Source organism: Synechococcus sp. F70.1, from assembly GCF_047502745.1.
GTDB lineage: Bacteria > Cyanobacteriota > Cyanobacteriia > Thermostichales > Thermostichaceae > Thermostichus.
Window position 1 is genome coordinate 50886 of the sequence record NZ_JANSJL010000087.1, and the last position, 15162, is coordinate 66047.

The 15162-nt window shown below is 61.1% G+C and carries 15 protein-coding genes; 7 read left to right on the forward strand and 8 right to left on the reverse strand.

The window, feature by feature from the left end; all coding sequences use genetic code 11:
• The first annotated feature begins 242 nt into the window (after positions 1-242).
• Positions 243-836 carry a Maf family protein gene (locus NW860_RS08970; RefSeq protein ID WP_414405548.1) on the forward strand — a complete coding sequence of 198 codons (594 nt, stop codon included), beginning with the start codon at positions 243-245 and terminating at the stop codon, positions 834-836.
• Here NW860_RS08970 and gatB read toward each other — a convergent pair.
• The 4 genes from gatB to NW860_RS08990 are packed head-to-tail and all read right to left on the reverse strand — an operon-like array spanning position 833 to position 4194.
• Positions 833-2305, reverse strand: coding sequence for an Asp-tRNA(Asn)/Glu-tRNA(Gln) amidotransferase subunit GatB (gene gatB / locus NW860_RS08975; RefSeq protein WP_414513707.1), 1473 nt, complete (start codon positions 2303-2305; stop codon positions 833-835). The genes NW860_RS08970 and gatB overlap by 4 nt on opposite strands.
• A 57-nt stretch (positions 2306-2362) precedes the next feature.
• On the reverse strand, positions 2363-2647 hold the full coding sequence (locus NW860_RS08980) for an acylphosphatase (RefSeq protein ID WP_414393525.1): 285 nt from the start codon (positions 2645-2647) through the stop codon (positions 2363-2365).
• A complete protein-coding gene (locus NW860_RS08985) occupies positions 2644-2838 on the reverse strand; it encodes a hypothetical protein (RefSeq protein WP_414513709.1) in 195 nt (64 codons plus the stop codon). The genes NW860_RS08980 and NW860_RS08985 overlap by 4 nt, the downstream gene beginning before the upstream one ends.
• Positions 2839-2877: 39 nt before the next feature.
• Positions 2878-4194 carry an RNA-guided endonuclease InsQ/TnpB family protein gene (locus NW860_RS08990; RefSeq protein WP_414513711.1) on the reverse strand — a complete coding sequence of 439 codons (1317 nt, stop codon included), beginning with the start codon at positions 4192-4194 and terminating at the stop codon, positions 2878-2880.
• Positions 4195-4369: 175 nt separating this feature from the next.
• On the opposite strand from NW860_RS08990, the gene NW860_RS08995 reads away from it, so the two are divergent.
• From NW860_RS08995 to NW860_RS09010, 4 genes are all read left to right on the forward strand, one after another.
• Positions 4370-5812, forward strand: a complete 1443-nt coding sequence (locus NW860_RS08995; RefSeq protein WP_414513713.1) for a gamma-aminobutyraldehyde dehydrogenase — start codon at positions 4370-4372, stop codon at positions 5810-5812.
• 105 nt (positions 5813-5917) lie between these two features.
• Positions 5918-7933 (forward strand): magnesium chelatase ATPase subunit D, encoded by a 2016-nt coding sequence (bchD, locus tag NW860_RS09000; RefSeq protein WP_414513715.1) that lies wholly within the window; start codon positions 5918-5920, stop codon positions 7931-7933.
• 69 nt (positions 7934-8002) lie between these two features.
• On the forward strand, positions 8003-8773 hold the full coding sequence (locus NW860_RS09005; RefSeq protein ID WP_414513717.1) for a DUF2993 domain-containing protein: 771 nt from the start codon (positions 8003-8005) through the stop codon (positions 8771-8773).
• Positions 8774-9033: 260 nt separating this feature from the next.
• On the forward strand, positions 9034-10143 hold the full coding sequence (locus NW860_RS09010; RefSeq protein ID WP_414513719.1) for a sensor histidine kinase: 1110 nt from the start codon (positions 9034-9036) through the stop codon (positions 10141-10143).
• 59 nt (positions 10144-10202) lie between these two features.
• Here the strand turns inward: NW860_RS09010 and NW860_RS09015 are convergent, their stop codons facing one another.
• The 4 genes from NW860_RS09015 to NW860_RS09030 form a co-directional block, all read right to left on the reverse strand.
• Complete coding sequence (locus tag NW860_RS09015) at positions 10203-10838, reverse strand: response regulator (RefSeq protein ID WP_414513721.1); 636 nt, start codon at positions 10836-10838, stop codon at positions 10203-10205.
• A 159-nt stretch (positions 10839-10997) separates the two neighbouring features.
• A complete protein-coding gene (locus NW860_RS09020; RefSeq protein ID WP_414513723.1) occupies positions 10998-11333 on the reverse strand; it encodes a DUF3007 family protein in 336 nt (111 codons plus the stop codon).
• Between the two features lie 12 nt (positions 11334-11345).
• Complete coding sequence (gene ndhL / locus NW860_RS09025) at positions 11346-11567, reverse strand: NAD(P)H-quinone oxidoreductase subunit L (RefSeq protein ID WP_414513725.1); 222 nt, start codon at positions 11565-11567, stop codon at positions 11346-11348.
• Positions 11568-11637: 70 nt separating this feature from the next.
• On the reverse strand, positions 11638-12042 hold the full coding sequence (locus NW860_RS09030; RefSeq protein WP_414393509.1) for an NIL domain-containing protein: 405 nt from the start codon (positions 12040-12042) through the stop codon (positions 11638-11640).
• Between the two features lie 153 nt (positions 12043-12195).
• Between NW860_RS09030 and NW860_RS09035 the strand changes: the two genes are divergently transcribed.
• Positions 12196-12360, forward strand: coding sequence for a hypothetical protein (locus NW860_RS09035; RefSeq protein ID WP_414409584.1), 165 nt, complete (start codon positions 12196-12198; stop codon positions 12358-12360).
• 3 nt (positions 12361-12363) lie between these two features.
• On the forward strand, positions 12364-14751 hold the full coding sequence (locus NW860_RS09040; RefSeq protein WP_414513728.1) for an endonuclease MutS2: 2388 nt from the start codon (positions 12364-12366) through the stop codon (positions 14749-14751).
• The last annotated feature ends 411 nt before the right edge of the window (positions 14752-15162 follow it).

Sequence of the window (15162 nt, forward strand, 5' to 3'; positions counted from 1 at the left end):
AGCTCTCCCACCTGCCAAGGGATGAGGGCCACGCCTGTCGAGATCCTCAGCACCGTCAGCAGCTCCAGGCCAAGGCGCACCTGCGAAGGAAGCAGGGACAAGCTCGGCTTGAGGAGGGGCTGGGAGAGCTGGATCCAGTTGCTTCCTGTCAACGCCTAGCGGGCCTACCTTGCCTAGGCTAAGGGAAACTAGTAGTAGAGCAAACTTCGATCCTGCAAACTCTAGGCTTGAGTTTTGAATCGATGTTGCCTCCCATCGTCCTGGCTTCGCAATCTCCTGCCCGGCGCCAACTGCTGGAAGCTGCCCGGATTCCTTTTCGCGTTCAACCCAGCTACTTTGACGAAAGCCAAATCAAAAGCTCAGATCCGGTGGAGCTCGTCCAGAAGCTGGCCTTGGCAAAAGCAGAAGTGGTGGCAGCCCAGCAACGGGAGCCTGTCTTGGTTATCGGAGCGGACTCCGTCCTCTACCTCAATGGGGAGATCCTGGGTAAGCCGGCCAATGCCCTGGAGGCAGAGCGGCGTCTACGCCAAATGCGGGGCGAGGTGGGAGAACTTTACACCGGCCATGCCTTGATTGACCTGAAGCAAAACCGCCGCCTCGTCCACTACGCCGTAACGCGGGTGTTTTTTGCCAAGCCCAGCGACGAGGAGATCCGCACCTACGTAGCCACCGGCGAGCCCCTGAACTGTGCCGGCTGTTTTGCCATCGATGGCCGTGGCAGCCTGTTCGTGGAGCGGATCGAAGGGTGCCCAGGCAACGTAATTGGGCTAAGCCTTCCTCTCTTGCGGCGCATGCTGCAGGAGTTGGGCTATTCCCTTACCGAAGCCTGGAACTAGCCATCTAGATGCCGCTTGAGCAGCTCGTTGGCCAGCTTAGGATCGGCCCGTCCTTGGGTCTTTTTCATCAACTGCCCAACAAAGTAGCCAAAGAGCTTGGTTTTGCCCCCCCGATACTGCTGCAGTTGCTCGGGGTTTTCCGCCAGCACCTCGGCAATGAGCTGCTCCAGCAGGCGGCTGTCGGAGATTTGGGTTAGGCCCTTAGCCTCCACTAGGGCGCGGGCTGATCCGCCTTTTTCCAGCAGCTCTGGCAGGATTTCCTTAGCAATTTTGCTGGAAATGACCCCCTGCTCAATGAGGCCAATGAGCTCAGCCAGGGTTTCCGGCTTGAGGGCAATGTCGGGGTAGTCCAGCTTGTGGGTGTTGAGGTAGCTGGCGATATCGCTCATCATCCAGTTGGCGGCCGCCTTCGGGCTAGCGCCAGCCGCAACCACGGCCTCAAAGTACTCGGCAGTGGTGCGCTCATCGGTGAGGTAGCGGGAGTCGTATACCGAGAGGCCGTAGACTTCTTGGTAGCGGCGCCGCTTCAGGGCGGGGAGTTCCGGCAACTCCGCCTGCCAGCGGGCTTTTTGCGCTTCAGTAATGCGAATGGGCGGCAGATCCGGCTCGGGGAAGTAGCGGTAGTCGCTGGATCCCTCCTTCCTGCGCATGCTGATGGTGCGCTGGCTGTTTTCCTCCCAGAGGCGGGTCTCCTGGACGATAGGCTCGCCCGCTTCCAAAGCCTTAACTTGGCGGTTGAACTCGTACTCAATGGCCCGCTGGATGGCGTTGAAGGAGTTCAGGTTTTTAATTTCCACCTTCGTGCCAAAGGTTTGACTTCCCAGGGGGCGCACCGAGATGTTGACGTCGCAGCGCAGGGATCCCTCCTGCAGGTTGCCATCGCACAGGCCGGCATAGCGCAGGATGCGGCGCAGCTCCTGTACGTATTCCGCTGCTTCCTCGCCACTGCGGATGTCTGGCTCGCTGACGATCTCGATGAGGGGAACCCCCGCCCGGTTGAAATCCACTAGGGAATAGCTGGATCCCGCCAGGCGATCGCTGCCGGCATGCACCAATTTGCCCGCATCTTCTTCGATGTGCAAGCGGGTGATGCCAATGCGCTTGGTGCGGCCGTCGCTGAGCTGGATCTCGACCCAGCCGTGGGTAGCAAGGGGTAGGTCGTACTGAGAGATTTGGTAGTTCTTGGGCAAGTCGGGGTAGAAGTACTGCTTGCGGTCAAACTTGCTGTAGGGGGCAATGGTGCAATTCAAAGCCAAAGCGGCTTTGACGGCGTACTCGAGTACCTTTTCGTTGAGCACTGGCAGGGTGCCGGGCAGGCCCATGCAGACAGGGTCGATTTGGGTGTTCGGGGGAGCGCCGAAGGCCGTTGCGCTGCTGGAGAAGATCTTGGAGCGGGTGCTGAGCTGGCAGTGCACCTCCAGCCCGATCACCGCCTCGTATTGCACTTTGGCAGGAGCGGCAACCGTCATGGCCAAACGAGAAAAGTGGGTTTCCCCATTCTAGTGGGATCTCGCCAGCTGCTGGGATTAGACAGTGGGGCGGATCTCGAAGGTAGATAGGCCTTCCGGCAGCTCGGGCCGTTGCTCGATGGCCTCTACAACTGAGCCAGGGCTGCCCTGCTGGCACCAGCGCAGCATTGCCTCCACCGCCGCCGGGGATCCCTCGAAAACCGCCTCCACCCGGCCATCCCGCAAATTGCGCACCCAGCCGCCAACACCGGCCTTGCGAGCCATGGCCTCCGTGTAAGCCCGAAACCCCACTCCCTGCACTTGCCCACTGATCCAGACGTGAACGCGAACGGTGTTACTCATGTCGACAGGGATCCCTCCTCCGAGGTGCTGCAGGGTTCTGGAGCTGCTGGCGGCTCGGCTGGCTGGGCTGTGGCTTCTTTGGCCTGCTGCTCTAGGCGCTGCCAGAGAAAGTTGACAAGGGCAACCAGTCCCAGGATCCCCACCGAGATCCCGCAGGCGTACCCAATGGCTTGCCACAGCACAGGAGACATGGGCCAACCTTGCCTGTGCAGAAAGCTGCTCTGAAAGACCTACGAAACGCTCACAAACACTCCTATTTGCGATAGGGCAGTGTTTGTTGCGTCTCTGCTTTCTTCCTGCTTCTGCGACCCATGACTAGTGGCAGAGTTCACCCCTACCACCCCGCCAGAGGGATCTCCACAGGCGTAACTTCCCCGCGATCGCGATAGCGGGCCGTAGGCCTTGCTGCAGGTAGCCAGATACCACTGGACCAGGTTGAGGGCAGCGTTCAGGTCGCGGTCTAGCTCCAGACCACACCTTTCACACCGAAACACCCGCTGGTGAAGGAGCAGCTTCTGTCGGTGCCCACAGCGAGAACACAGTTGGCTGGATGGATAAAACCTATCCACCACCACCAACTGACAGCCGTAGAGTTGGGCCTTGTACTCTAGCTGTCGCCTGAACTCATAAAACCCACAAAAGGACTCCGTCCCGCTTACGCGAACGGCCAAAGATCCGGCCAGGCGGTAGTTCTTGAGGAGGTTTTGCACCTGCAAGTCCTCAATCACCACCACCCGGTACTTCTTGGCGAGATAGCTGGTCAACTTGTGCAAGTTGTCCAGGCGGATATCCGCTACCCGCTTGTGGGCCCTAGCAAGCTGCATTACCGCCTTCTTGCGGTTGGCAGAGCCCTTCTGTTTACGGCTCACCCGCCGTTGCAGCCTCACCAAGCGCTTCTGGGCTTTGCGGTAAGGCTTGGGGTTGTCGTTCGCGCTAGCGGCGCGGAGCGCAAACATTTCCCCGCTGGAGCAGGTGGCCAAGCGGTTCACGCCCAAGTCCACTCCCACCACGTCTCCAGTCTTCTCCACCTGCAGAAGTGGGGCCTCGTACTTGAAGGAAATGTACCACCGCCCAGCCCGCAGGCTGATTACAACGTTCTTGGGGGTGGCAGTGGGGAGAATTTCCGCACAGCGCAACCAACCAAGGATAGGTACCTTGATGCGGTTGCCGGAAATGCGGATGCTGCCCTCCAAGTAGAAGCTGTCTCGCACCCCCTTACGCTTAAAGCGGGGAAACCTACCCTGCCCGCTCCGCCAGCGTTTGAGAGCTTGCTCCAAGTTGCGGAGAGCCTGCTGTGGGGCACACTTAGAAACCTCGTAGTACCAAGGGTTGGCTTTCTTGACCTCTGCCACTAAGCGCTTATGTAGGTCGTTCGCGGCAGCGGTGCGGAGCACTTTAGCTGCAGGCAGTTTCTGCTTGGCCTCAATGGCCTGCTTGCAGATAGCCAAGCCCCAGTTGTAGGCGTGGCGAGCCACCCCAGCATGCCGGGCTGCCAGGGTTCGCTGCTTGTTGTTGAGGGCCAACTGGGTTTTAAAGCCCAGCAGCATGGGACTAGGAGTGTTGGGTAGTTTGTTTGAGCTATTGTGAGTCTTTCGGCCTGCTGTTGTCTACCCCCTTCTGACCTTATCAGACGGAAGTAGAAGGGAAGGCAACGCCTCCCAAGCTGGGCAAGATTCGGCCCAATGGGAAAAAGTGTTTCTAGCAAGCAGTTGAGAAGCGGCCATGGCCCATAAACTCTGGATCAATGGCCAATGGGTTGACAGCCAAGGGGGAGACCTAATGGTCATCGAGAACCCGGCCACTGGCGAGAAATTGGCGGAGGTGGTGGACGCCAGCCCTGCTGATGTGGATCGGGCCGTGCAGGCTGCCCACACCGCTTTCTCCGATGGCCGTTGGTCCAAACTCACCCCTAGCGAGCGATCCCTGGCCCTCTGGAAACTGGCCGATCTCATCGAAGCTCACGCCGCCGAACTGGCGCGTCTGGAGTCGGAAAACACCGGCAAGCCCTACGAGGCCGTCAGTTTGGGGGCGGATCTGCCCTTTGCGGTAGATAACTTGCGTTTCTTTGCCGCTGCCGCCCGCGACGCCCATGGCCTCAGCGCCGGGGACTATGCCAAGGGCTACACCTCGCTCTTTCGCAAAGAGCCGGTGGGCGTGTGCGCGCAAATTACCCCCTGGAACTACCCCCTGCTGATGGCCATTTGGAAACTTGGCCCTGCGCTGGCAGCTGGCTGTACGGTGGTGCTCAAGCCCGCCCCTGCTACTCCCTTGACCACCCTGAAGCTGGCGGAACTGATTGCCGAGGCCGGGATCCCGCCAGGCGTGGTTAACATCGTTACTGGGGGCAATGCCACGGGTCAGGCCTTGGTGGAGCATCCCCTGGTGCGCATGGTCAGCTTTACTGGCTCCACCGCCACCGGCAAGCAGGTGATGCGCACGGCTGCCCACACCCTCAAGCGGGTGCATCTGGAACTGGGGGGCAAGGCCCCGTTTTTGGTTTTCGAGGATGCCGACGTGGAAACGGTGGCCGCCAAGGCTGCTTTTGCCGCCACCTTCAACAGCGGCCAGGACTGCACAGCAGCCACCCGCGTCTATGTGCACGAAAGCAAGCTGGCACAGCTTCAAGAGGCCATTGTCGAGGCCATGCGCAACGTCAAGCTGGGATCCCCCTTTGAGCCGGGAGTGGAGATGGGGCCCTTGATCTCAGCAGCCCAGCGGGAGCGGGTGATGGGATTCGTGGAGCGGGCCAAAGCCGAGGGAGCTAAGGTGCTGACCGGCGGGCGGATCCCTTCCCTCCTGGATCGGGGATACTTCTACGAACCCACGGTGATTACCCATGTCGATCAAAAAGCGGAGATTGTGCAGAGCGAGGTTTTTGGGCCAGTCCTCACCCTCAGCTCGTTCCGCGAGGACGAGGAAGCGCTACGCCTGGGCAATGACGTCCTATACGGGCTGGCGGCTTCTGTGTGGACTCAGGACATCGGACGAGCCCTGAAACTAGCCGCCGAGCTGGAGGTGGGCACCGTCTGGATTAACGACCACCTGCCCATGGCCTCAGAGGCTCCCCACGGCGGCTTCAAGCAGTCGGGCTTTGGCAAGGATCTCTCGGCAGAGGCCGTGCGAGAGTATCAAGTGACCAAGCATGTGATGATTGCTACTGGCTGAAATCTCGTTCGAAGAAGAGGCTAGCGGCAGCCGGTCGGCCATGCCTTGGGGAACTCCTCCAAGCGATAGACTTGGGTGTATTGCACCCCCTGTTTTCCGTTGTCGATGGCCACGTCCTACTGCTCAACCCCAGGATCCGCAACCCTAGCCCCTCCCCGCACTTTCCCTCTCACTGCCGTAGTCGGCCAGCAAACCGCCAAGCTGGCTCTATTGTTGGCGGCGGTGGATCCCAGCTTGGGAGGGGTGGTGCTGGTGGGGCCGCGCGGCACAGCTAAGTCCGTCTTGGCCCGGGGCATTCACGCCCTCCTACCCCCCATTGAGGTCATTGCCGGCTCCTACTGCAACGACGATCCGGCACGGCCCGAGACGTGGTCGGACTGGGCCAAGACCCACTACCCCCAGGGAACGACGCCCCCTACCCAGGTGATAGCTCCTCCCTTTGTCCAGGTGCCTTTGGGGGTGACGGAGGATCGGCTGCTGGGATCGGTAGATGTGGAGGCCTCGGTAAGGCAGGGGGAAACGGTTTTTCAGCCGGGGCTCTTGGCTGCCGCCCACCGGGGCGTGCTCTACGTAGACGACATCCACCTCTTAGATGAGGCCATTGTCAACCTGCTGCTGGCAGTGGTGGGGGACGGGGTAAACCGCCTGGAGCGGGAAGGGCTAAGCCTGCAGCACCCCTGCCGGCCTCTTCTAGTGGCCACCTACAACCCCGAGGAGGGATCCCTGCGCCCCCACCTGCTGGATCGCCTGGCGCTGGTGGTGCCGGTGGGGCAGGAGCTGAGCCTGGAAGAACGCGGGGAAATTGTCCAGCGGGCAACGCAATTTGTCGACGCTCCCGAGTCCTTTCTGGCGGAACACCAAGCGGAACTGGAGGAAATCCGCACCCGCATTCTCCTGGCGCGGGAGTGGCTGCCCCAGGTCAAGCCCAAGCGGGAACAGATCCTCTACCTGGTGCAAGAGGCCATCCGCGGCAACGTCCAAGGGCATCGAGGGGAGCAGTTTGCCCTGCGGGCCGCCTGTGCCCTGGCCGCCCTGGAGGGACGGGATCGCCTAGTGGCTGAGGATTTGCAACAGGCCGTGCAACTGGTGCTGCTGCCCCGGGCCCGCTATAACCCCGATCCGCCACCTCCCCCTCCACCCCAATCCCAACAGCCGGATCCCCCGCCCAGCTCCTCCGATAACAGCGACCCAGAGGAGACGGATCCCCAGCCGCAAAGCCCCAGCCTGCCGCAGGAGTTTTTCTTCGATCCCGAGCAGGTGGCCCTCGACCCACGCCTCTTGGCCTTTGCCCAGTCCCTCACCCAACAGGGGAAAACGGGCTCCCGCAGCCTGGTGTTCAGCACCGACCGGGGCCGCTACGTCAAGCCCATCCTGCCCCGGGGAGCCAACCCCCGCATTGCCGTCGACGCCACCCTGCGAGCTGCTGCTCCCCACCAAAAAAGCCGCCGCCTGCGGCAGCCAGGGCGAACCGTTATTGTGGAACCTGGCGACATCCGCGCCAAGAAACTGGTGCGCAAGGCCGGGGCCCTTGTAATCTTCGTGGTGGACGCCTCTGGCTCCATGGCCCTCAACCGCATGCAAGCGGCCAAAGGCGCTGCCCTGCGCCTGCTGACCGAGGCCTACCAAAACCGCGACAAGGTCGCCCTCATCGCCTTTCGTGGGGAAACCGCCGAGGTGTTGCTGCCCCCCACCCGCTCCATTGAGCTGGCCCGCCGCCGCCTGGAATCCCTGCCCTGTGGCGGGGGATCCCCCCTGGCCCATGCCCTCACCCAAGCGGTGCGCCTGGGGGTGAACGCCCGCGCCAGCGGCGACGTGGGAGAGGTGCTGCTGGTGGCCCTTACCGATGGCCGGGCCAACATTCCCCTCAGCCGCTCGCTGGGACGGAGGGAGGGTGAGCCTGTTGACATCAAACAAGAGTTGCGGGAGATTGCCCTGCGCATCCGCGCCTTGGGGCTAAAGTTGCTCTTAATCGACTCGCAAAGCCGCTTCGCTGCAACTGGCTTTGGCGCTGAGCTGGCGGAACTGGCGGGCGGACGCTACTTCCACCTCCCCCGGGCCAGTGACCAGAGGATTGCAGCCGTAGCCCGCTCGGCCCTTCGAGAGGAACGTAGCTCTCCCTAGGGGAGCCGCGCTTGTAACTTTTCTTAATGGCTTGGCTATGATCCCTGTAGGCGCTCCTCACCTTGCCCTATGGCCACAGGACTCCTGCCAGAGCTCTCTCTGCCCCATTCCATGCTCACTGACTGGGTCAGCCGAGGGGTGAGCGCTGCCATTCGTGCCCTTTTTAAGCAAGCCGGGCGGCTGGAGGCACGGGTGCGAGCAGAGCCGATGGCCAAATTGCTGCAAGGGCGCATCGACAGCTTCGAGCTGGTGGGCCAGAACTTGCAGATGTACAACGGCCTGCGGCTTTCGCTTCTGGAGCTATTTTGCAATGCCGTGGCCATCGATTTCAGCCAAATCTGGCAAGGGCGGATTAGACTGCGCCAGCCGGTGCAGGCTAGGATGCGGGTGGTGCTGAGCGAGGCGGATCTGGCGCAATCCTTCAACACCCCGTTTGTGCTGAACAAGCTGGCCCAGGCGGGGCAGGAAGGCCAGCCCCTGTCGTTTCATCAGGTAGAAGTGCGCATCACCCCTGAGCAGCGGTTGCAAGTGCGGGCCAAGGTGCAGCAAGGAGAAAGCAGGGTTTTTCGGGTGGGCTTCTCCGCCCGCGTTGAGGTGATAGAGCGCCGCCGCATCTGCTTGGCCGATCCGTTCTTTGAGGGCGATACAGAAGAGGGGCGCCTCCTAAGCCGCGCTTTGGTCGACCACCTGAATGCGCTCCTGGATTTGGACCGACTGGCCTTGCAAGGGAGCAAGCTGCAGGTAGATCGGGTGTGCCTCCAGCCTCAGCAGATGATCCTCTCCGGCAGCGCCACCCTGGTGCGTTTTCCCACTCGCCAACCCCAGCGGGAAAATGCTTGACAATCCTTCAGAGGGCGGGTACGCTCAAAGGCGGTGAGGAGTGAAGAGAAGAAGCCTCTGGGGTCGAAACACGGACAGACACCCAGGGGTTTTTTCATGACCTCTGAACCCACACCTCGACCCGCGAAGCTCTAGCCTTTAAACCCCAGGGGTGTTTTTGGTTCTCTTGCCCTGCTTGGTCAAAAAGCCTGCCTAGCCAGACAGCTCTTGGCGCAACTTGAGGAGACCTGGAAAGCTTCCCCGGAGTTTGGGGATGTCTTTTGCCAGCCCTCTTGACCGGTTTGCTCGTCTCTGGCCTAATTCAAGGCAAACCTCTCTCCCCTTCTCCCTTGAGATACTTCTGGCGACGTCGCTTTCCCCACAACCTGCGCACTCAGGTGGCGCTGGTCATTGCCAGCCTTTCCTTTGTCCCCAACCTGGTTTTCATCCTGTCGGTGCCGTGGATCCTGGCCGATAGGCAGCTCAGCAGTGAGGGATCCGCCCTGCTGCTGCTGTGGATCCCTTTGCTGGCGGTGCTATCGGCGCTGGCGGGCTATGCCTTGTCTTCCATGCTCTTGCGGCCCCTGACCTTGCTGGCCCGCGAGCTAGCTCACCTAGAAACCTTGATTAACCAGCCAGACCGCTGGACTTTGCTGCTCCGCCCAGGGGATCCTCAAGAGGTTTTGATCCTGCGGCAAGCCCTTGCCCACCTGCTGCGCCAGATTCAAAGCCATCAAAGACAGCGAGAGGCCTTCACCGCCACTCTGGTGCACGATCTAAAGACTCCTCTCATCGCCTTTGGGCATCTGCTAGGCGCCCTCAAGCAGGAGCTGCCCTTGAGTCGTCAGGAGCGGCTAGCCCTGCTGGATCGCATGCTGGAGGAAAACCAACGCAACCTGGCGCTGGTGCAAAAAATGGTGGAGGTCTACCGCCTGGAGCGGGGGGAGATTGCCCTGCATCCCCGGCCCTGCGATCTCGGATCCCTGGCTCGGCGGGTAGCCAACCGCATGGGATCCCTGGCGCGAGAGCGGGGGATTGACCTGGGCGTGGAAGGAGAAGGCTGGGGCAACGCCGATGAGGCCGAGCTGGAGCGGGCGCTGGTGAATCTGGTGGACAATGCCCTGCGCTATGCCCGCCGCGCGGTGGTGCTGACCGTTGGCCCCCACCAGATCCAGGTGCGGGATGATGGACCCGGCCTGCCAGCTCCCCTAGAAGATCTGGCCCAGCCCTACATTGCCCAGACCATTTCCATTGCCGGCCAGCACTATCCAACTGGCTTGGGAGGTCTGGGACTCTACATTGCCAAACGCATCCTAGAGGCTCACGGAGGAGACCTGCGGCTGGTGGAGACGGGATCCCAAGGCACGACTCTGGCCCTGGTGCTGCCCTGATCTCCAACCTTGCCCGAGGTAGTCCCCCGCTTCGCATTAGCAGGGCGGAGCGCTTGCAACTACTCGACAGGGCGGCCCCGATACGTCAACCGGTACTTTGCTGGCTGGGTCTCAGCCTTTTGCTCCTGGTGTTCTTCTGCTGAAGCAATGGAGCTACCGCGATACATCAACCGGTACTTTGCTGGCTGGGTCTCAGCCTTTTGCTCTTGCCGTTCTTCTGCTGCCTCAGGCAGAGAAGAAACGGGCTTGCCACTCCCCAGACCTGCCTGCTCGAGAGCGGTATAGAGGGCTTGCGCGTCGATGGGAAAAGGCCAGCCGGCGGCTTTGTACACTTGCTCAAGGGAAGGGAGGATGTCGTCCGCCTCTGCCAAGCCTGGGATCATCTCTGCTGCTCCCTGGGAGATGGCCCAACGTCGCTCAGCAGGTTCGATGGGGCGCCGAGGATGGTGGGTGAGGATCACAGGGAGAGCCGGGAGCCTGCTCCGGCACTCTCGGCAGAAGGCGTAGGGGTTAAAAAGTCCCGTTGTTATATCCACTACCATCAAGTCTAGGGGCTGGCATGGCGTTGCTGCCACTTCCGCCAGATCTGGCCGCGGCGAAATGAGCACCACCCTATGCTGCTGAGACTCCAGCGCCAACTTCCAGAGCTGCGCTTGGAAGGGCTGGCCCTGAGCTACCAGGACGGTCTTAGTCACGGCAAGGGGGAATACGTAAGCAAAATGGGAAGTCAAAACCTGTACCACTTAGCTTGCTTTCCTAGCCCTGCTTGCAGTGCAGAATAGCCTTGCCAAAGGGAGAAAGTAGTAGCTGGGTATACAGGCGCCGTGCCCCTCTTCTACCTTGCGAAAGCAGCTCTAGCGCCTGTCCGGCCCAGGCCAGCTAACTTCCCCTTCGGTTTCGGATTCCAGTTCGGCCTGCAGGGCCTGCCACTCCTCCGGCGAGAAAGAGCGGAGTTTCTCTTCAATTTGCTGCCTTTCGAAACTGGCCCACTGGGCCTTCAGAGTCATCTCGCCGCTTAGAACCCGCCTCAGGTAACTCACCGTCCAGCCCAGGCACCCCAGCATAAACGCCGCACTCGACACCTGCTGTGCCGTTCCCGTGTCTAGGCCGGCCCAAAGCAACAGACCGTAAAGAACGCCTCCCCCCAGCAGCAGGGCCAGGCCAATGCCGAGGATATCTCGTCTGCGCATAGCTCGAGGGCTCTAGAGGGAACGCGGCTTAGGCCGAAACGTCATGAAGGGGGCTACCAACACCATGCCGGGGAAGAAAAACAAGACCAGGAAAAACATCAACACCTTTTCCCAGGCGCCGCTGCAGTTCCAGCGCTTGTCCACGTACACCAAAGACAAAAACGGCAGCAACAGCAGGTAAAGAGCTGCTAGAGCACCATAAGTTGCCCAAACTAGCCAGGTGGTAGAAGCCATGGTGAGCTTGCCCCAGAACCTAGTACTGCCCATTCTACTCTTGGGAGAGGTCGCCAGAGCTCAAGGCTGCCTACAGGCTGGCGCTAATGGCCCCAACCGGGCAGGTGGGAATGCACTGTTCGCACATGACGCAGCGGTTGCGCCGGAACTCTAGCTTCCAGTCAGGAGCTGAAATCTTCAGGGCTTCGGTAGGGCAGACTCCCGTGCACAAGCCGCAGTCTACACACAAATCCGGGTCAATCTGAATTTCCTTGGTCTGGTCAGCCACCTCGATCCCCAGCGACTGCACCCACTCCAGCCCTGCTTCCACCTGGTCGATATCCCCCGAGAGCTCCACCACGAGGGTGCCCACTTCGTTGGGACTGACTCTAGCGCGCAGGATGTTGGCCGCCACGTCGAAGTCTTTGGCCAGGCGGTAGGTAACAGGCACGTTCACCAAGTGCCGCGGGAAGATCAACGTTACTCGTTTGCGCACGGAATCTCAGGTTGCGGGTTGAGCATTGGCCAGGAAGCCTCGCTTTCCAGTATGGCAAGGCCTCTTCCTGCAGGGGCAGAACCTCTCCGGTTGGAAGCTCCAAGAGGTACCCCGGAGCCTGCCACAATAGGAGCAGAGCGTTCTTTGAACCCTATGGACTCAGCCCGGCCCCGCCTCAACTCCGAGCACTACCGACAGATGTTGGTGCGCGATGGCGAGCGGCGCTTCCGCGAGTGGCACACCGCTTTTCTCAACTACCAGCGGCAATTTTTACGCGAGATGGAGCGACTGCGTCTTCGGTATTCTTCAAATCGCTAGGTAATGCCTACGGCTATCCCTTCGGTCTCTTCTTGCCCCGACTCTTCCCTCCGCCAGGAAACCTTGGAATTGTTGGAGTGGCCCCGCCTCTGTCAACAGCTAGCCACTTTTGCGGCTACACCTCTGGGCCGTCGCGCCTGTCTGGAGCTAGATCCCTGGCGTAGCCGCGAGGAGAGCGAGGCCTACCTTGACCAAACCGAGGAAGCTATACGGCTGGATCGCAGCCAGCCAGGGGGGGTTTCCCTGGAGGGGATCCACAACTTGCTGCCGGCCCTGGAACGGGTCGAACGAGGGGGTGTCCTGAGCGGGGAAGAGCTGATCCAGATTGCCACAACCCTGGGAACTGCTCGCCGCCTTCGTCGCCTCATCGATGAGCAGGAGCACCTACCCCGCCTGCAGGAGTGGGTGAGCAGCCTGCGCACCTACCCTGAGCTGGAGCAGGAGATCTTCCGCTGTCTGGACGAGCACGGCGAGGTGAGAGATAGCGCCAGCCCAGCCCTTGCCGACCTGCGCCGTCAGCACCGCCTTTTTCGCAGCCAGATCCAGGAACGCCTGCAAGAGGTGATGAGCCAGTGCCCACAGGCGCTGCAGGATACCCTGATTGGCCAGCGGCAGGGACGTTTTGTGCTGATGGTGAAGGCCACCCACCGGGATCTCATCCGCGGCCTTGTCCACGACAGCTCTGCCAGTGGGGCTACCCTCTATGTAGAGCCTTATGCGGTGGTGGAGCTGGGCAACCGCTTGCGAGAAACCGAGGCTCGCCTCCGGGCGGAGGAGGAGCGAATCTTGGCGGCGCTCTCGGCCCAGGTGGGAGCCGTGGCTGCCGACTTGGAGCACCTGCAAGCGGTGATGGTGAGGCTGGAGGTAGCCCTGGCTCGCGCCCGCTATAGCCTTTGGTTGGAGGGCAACCGTCCGCAGTTTGTTGCCGGTGGATTGCGCCTGCGCCGGGTTAGACACCCTTTGCTGTGGTGGCAGGCCCGTCAAGAGGGCAAGGGCCTAGAAGTGGTGCCCATCGATTTCACCCTCCCCGAGTCTATTCGTGCTGTGGTCATCACTGGCCCTAACACCGGTGGCAAAACCGTTGCCTTGAAGACGCTGGGCCTGTTGGTGCTGATGGCTAAAGCAGGGATCTTCCTACCAGCTCAAGATCCGCCCCAACTGCCTTGGTTTGACGGGGTCTATGCCGACATCGGTGACGAGCAATCGCTGGAGCAAAACCTCTCCACTTTTTCCGGCCACATCCATCGGATTAGCCGCATTGTGCAAACCCTGCAGTCTAGTCCAGCGCCGGCCCTTGTTCTGCTGGACGAGGTGGGGGCGGGCACGGATCCCACCGAAGGCGCTGCCCTAGCGGCTGGGCTATTGGAGTATCTCTCGGAAAAGGCCCTGCTGACTCTGGCCACCACCCACTACGGCGAGCTGAAGGCCCTCAAGTACCAGCACCCCGGCTTTGAAAATGCCTCGGTGGAGTTTGATGAAGCCACCCTGGCCCCAACCTATCGCCTGTTGTGGGGGATCCCGGGCCGCTCCAACGCCTTGACCATTGCCCAGCGGCTGCAGTTGGATCCGGAGATCCTGCGGCGGGCCCAGCGGCGTCTGCAGGGAGAAAGCCAAGTGGATAAGGTCATCGCTGGGTTGGAAGCGCAGCGGGCTCAATTGGAAGAGCGGGCAGCCCAGGTGGGATCCCTGCACCAAGAGCTAGAGACCCTCTACCGCCAAATGCAAGAGCGCAGCCGGCGGCTGGCCGAGCGAGAGGCCCAACTGGAGTACCAGCAGCGCCAGGGGCTGGAAACTCTGCTGGCTGCTGCCCGCCAAGAAGTGGCTGCCGCCATTCGCAAGCTGCAACAGGGGGACGCTCCTCACCAAGTAACCGCCCATCTCGAGCAAATCCGCAAGCGCTACTTGCCGGCACCTCAACCTGTGGACACGGAGTTTGTGCCGGAGGTGGGGGATCGGGTGCGGCTGCGGGGGCTGGGACAAACGGGAGAGGTCATTGCCGTCGAAGGAGAGGTGTATGTGGTGCGCAGCGGCATCCTCAAGTTCACCGTGCCAAGGGCCCAGTTGGATCCCCTCGATGAACACCAGGCTAAGCAGCGCCAACGCCCCAAGGCTCCACCTCCCCCGCCACCAGCCACCGCCCCCCTTAACCTGCGCACCAGCCACAACACCCTTGATCTAAGGGGGAAAACCGTGGCTGAGGCCGAGGCTATTCTCGAAGCGCACTTGGCCCAGGCACCTCCTGGTCCCGTTTGGATCATCCACGGCCACGGCACGGGTCGCCTCAGGGCGGGTATCCGGGCCTATCTCCAAAATCACCCGCGCGTTCAGAGTTTTGCTGCGGCACCTCCCCAGGAGGGAGGAAGCGGCGTAACCGTGGCCCAGCTGCGCTAGCAAGGAGCGGGCGGATCTCTCAAGCTGCTAGCGGAGCTCGATCCCCTTAGTCCTCTGGACTCAGCTCCGTCAGGCCTTTGCTCGTCAACGAGATCTTCCCCTGCCTCCCAAAACGGCTACCCTCAGAGCAGCTAGGCGAACTCTCAGCTCCTGGAGCAACCTCAGAACAAAAGGTTACAAAGGGGATAAAGGTAAGCCCTGTTGCCCCAGAAGTAGCAGCTCTGGGGAAAGCTTAGGGCGAACCCAACGCCTCTGTCGGTATTTTGCAGCTTTCCTTGCCAGGCAGTCCACCCCAGCGAGGTTAATTAAATTGTCAAAAAGTCAAAAATTATCAATTCATCAATACGAAGCGTTAGGTAGACTAAAGGTTCATTTAGATTGGTATCTCAGTCCTCAACGGGAATCTACCGG

Bases quoted from the DNA above. Each gene is read 5' to 3' on its own strand.
- NW860_RS08995 (WP_414513713.1), top strand. From the start codon at position 4,370: ATGGCCCATAAACTCTGGATCAATGGCCAATGGGTTGACAGCCAAGGG.
- NW860_RS08970 (WP_414405548.1), top strand. From the start codon at position 243: ATGTTGCCTCCCATCGTCCTGGCTTCGCAATCTCCTGCCCGGCGCCAA.
- NW860_RS08990 (WP_414513711.1), bottom strand. From the start codon at position 4,194: ATGCTGCTGGGCTTTAAAACCCAGTTGGCCCTCAACAACAAGCAGCGA.
- ndhL (WP_414513725.1), bottom strand. From the start codon at position 11,567: ATGGCTTCTACCACCTGGCTAGTTTGGGCAACTTATGGTGCTCTAGCA.
- NW860_RS08980 (WP_414393525.1), bottom strand. From the start codon at position 2,647: ATGAGTAACACCGTTCGCGTTCACGTCTGGATCAGTGGGCAAGTGCAG.
- NW860_RS09040 (WP_414513728.1), top strand. From the start codon at position 12,364: ATGCCTACGGCTATCCCTTCGGTCTCTTCTTGCCCCGACTCTTCCCTC.
- bchD (WP_414513715.1), top strand. From the start codon at position 5,918: ATGGCCACGTCCTACTGCTCAACCCCAGGATCCGCAACCCTAGCCCCT.
- NW860_RS09020 (WP_414513723.1), bottom strand. From the start codon at position 11,333: ATGCGCAGACGAGATATCCTCGGCATTGGCCTGGCCCTGCTGCTGGGG.
- NW860_RS09035 (WP_414409584.1), top strand. From the start codon at position 12,196: ATGGACTCAGCCCGGCCCCGCCTCAACTCCGAGCACTACCGACAGATG.
- NW860_RS08985 (WP_414513709.1), bottom strand. From the start codon at position 2,838: ATGTCTCCTGTGCTGTGGCAAGCCATTGGGTACGCCTGCGGGATCTCG.
- NW860_RS09005 (WP_414513717.1), top strand. From the start codon at position 8,003: ATGGCCACAGGACTCCTGCCAGAGCTCTCTCTGCCCCATTCCATGCTC.
- gatB (WP_414513707.1), bottom strand. From the start codon at position 2,305: ATGACGGTTGCCGCTCCTGCCAAAGTGCAATACGAGGCGGTGATCGGG.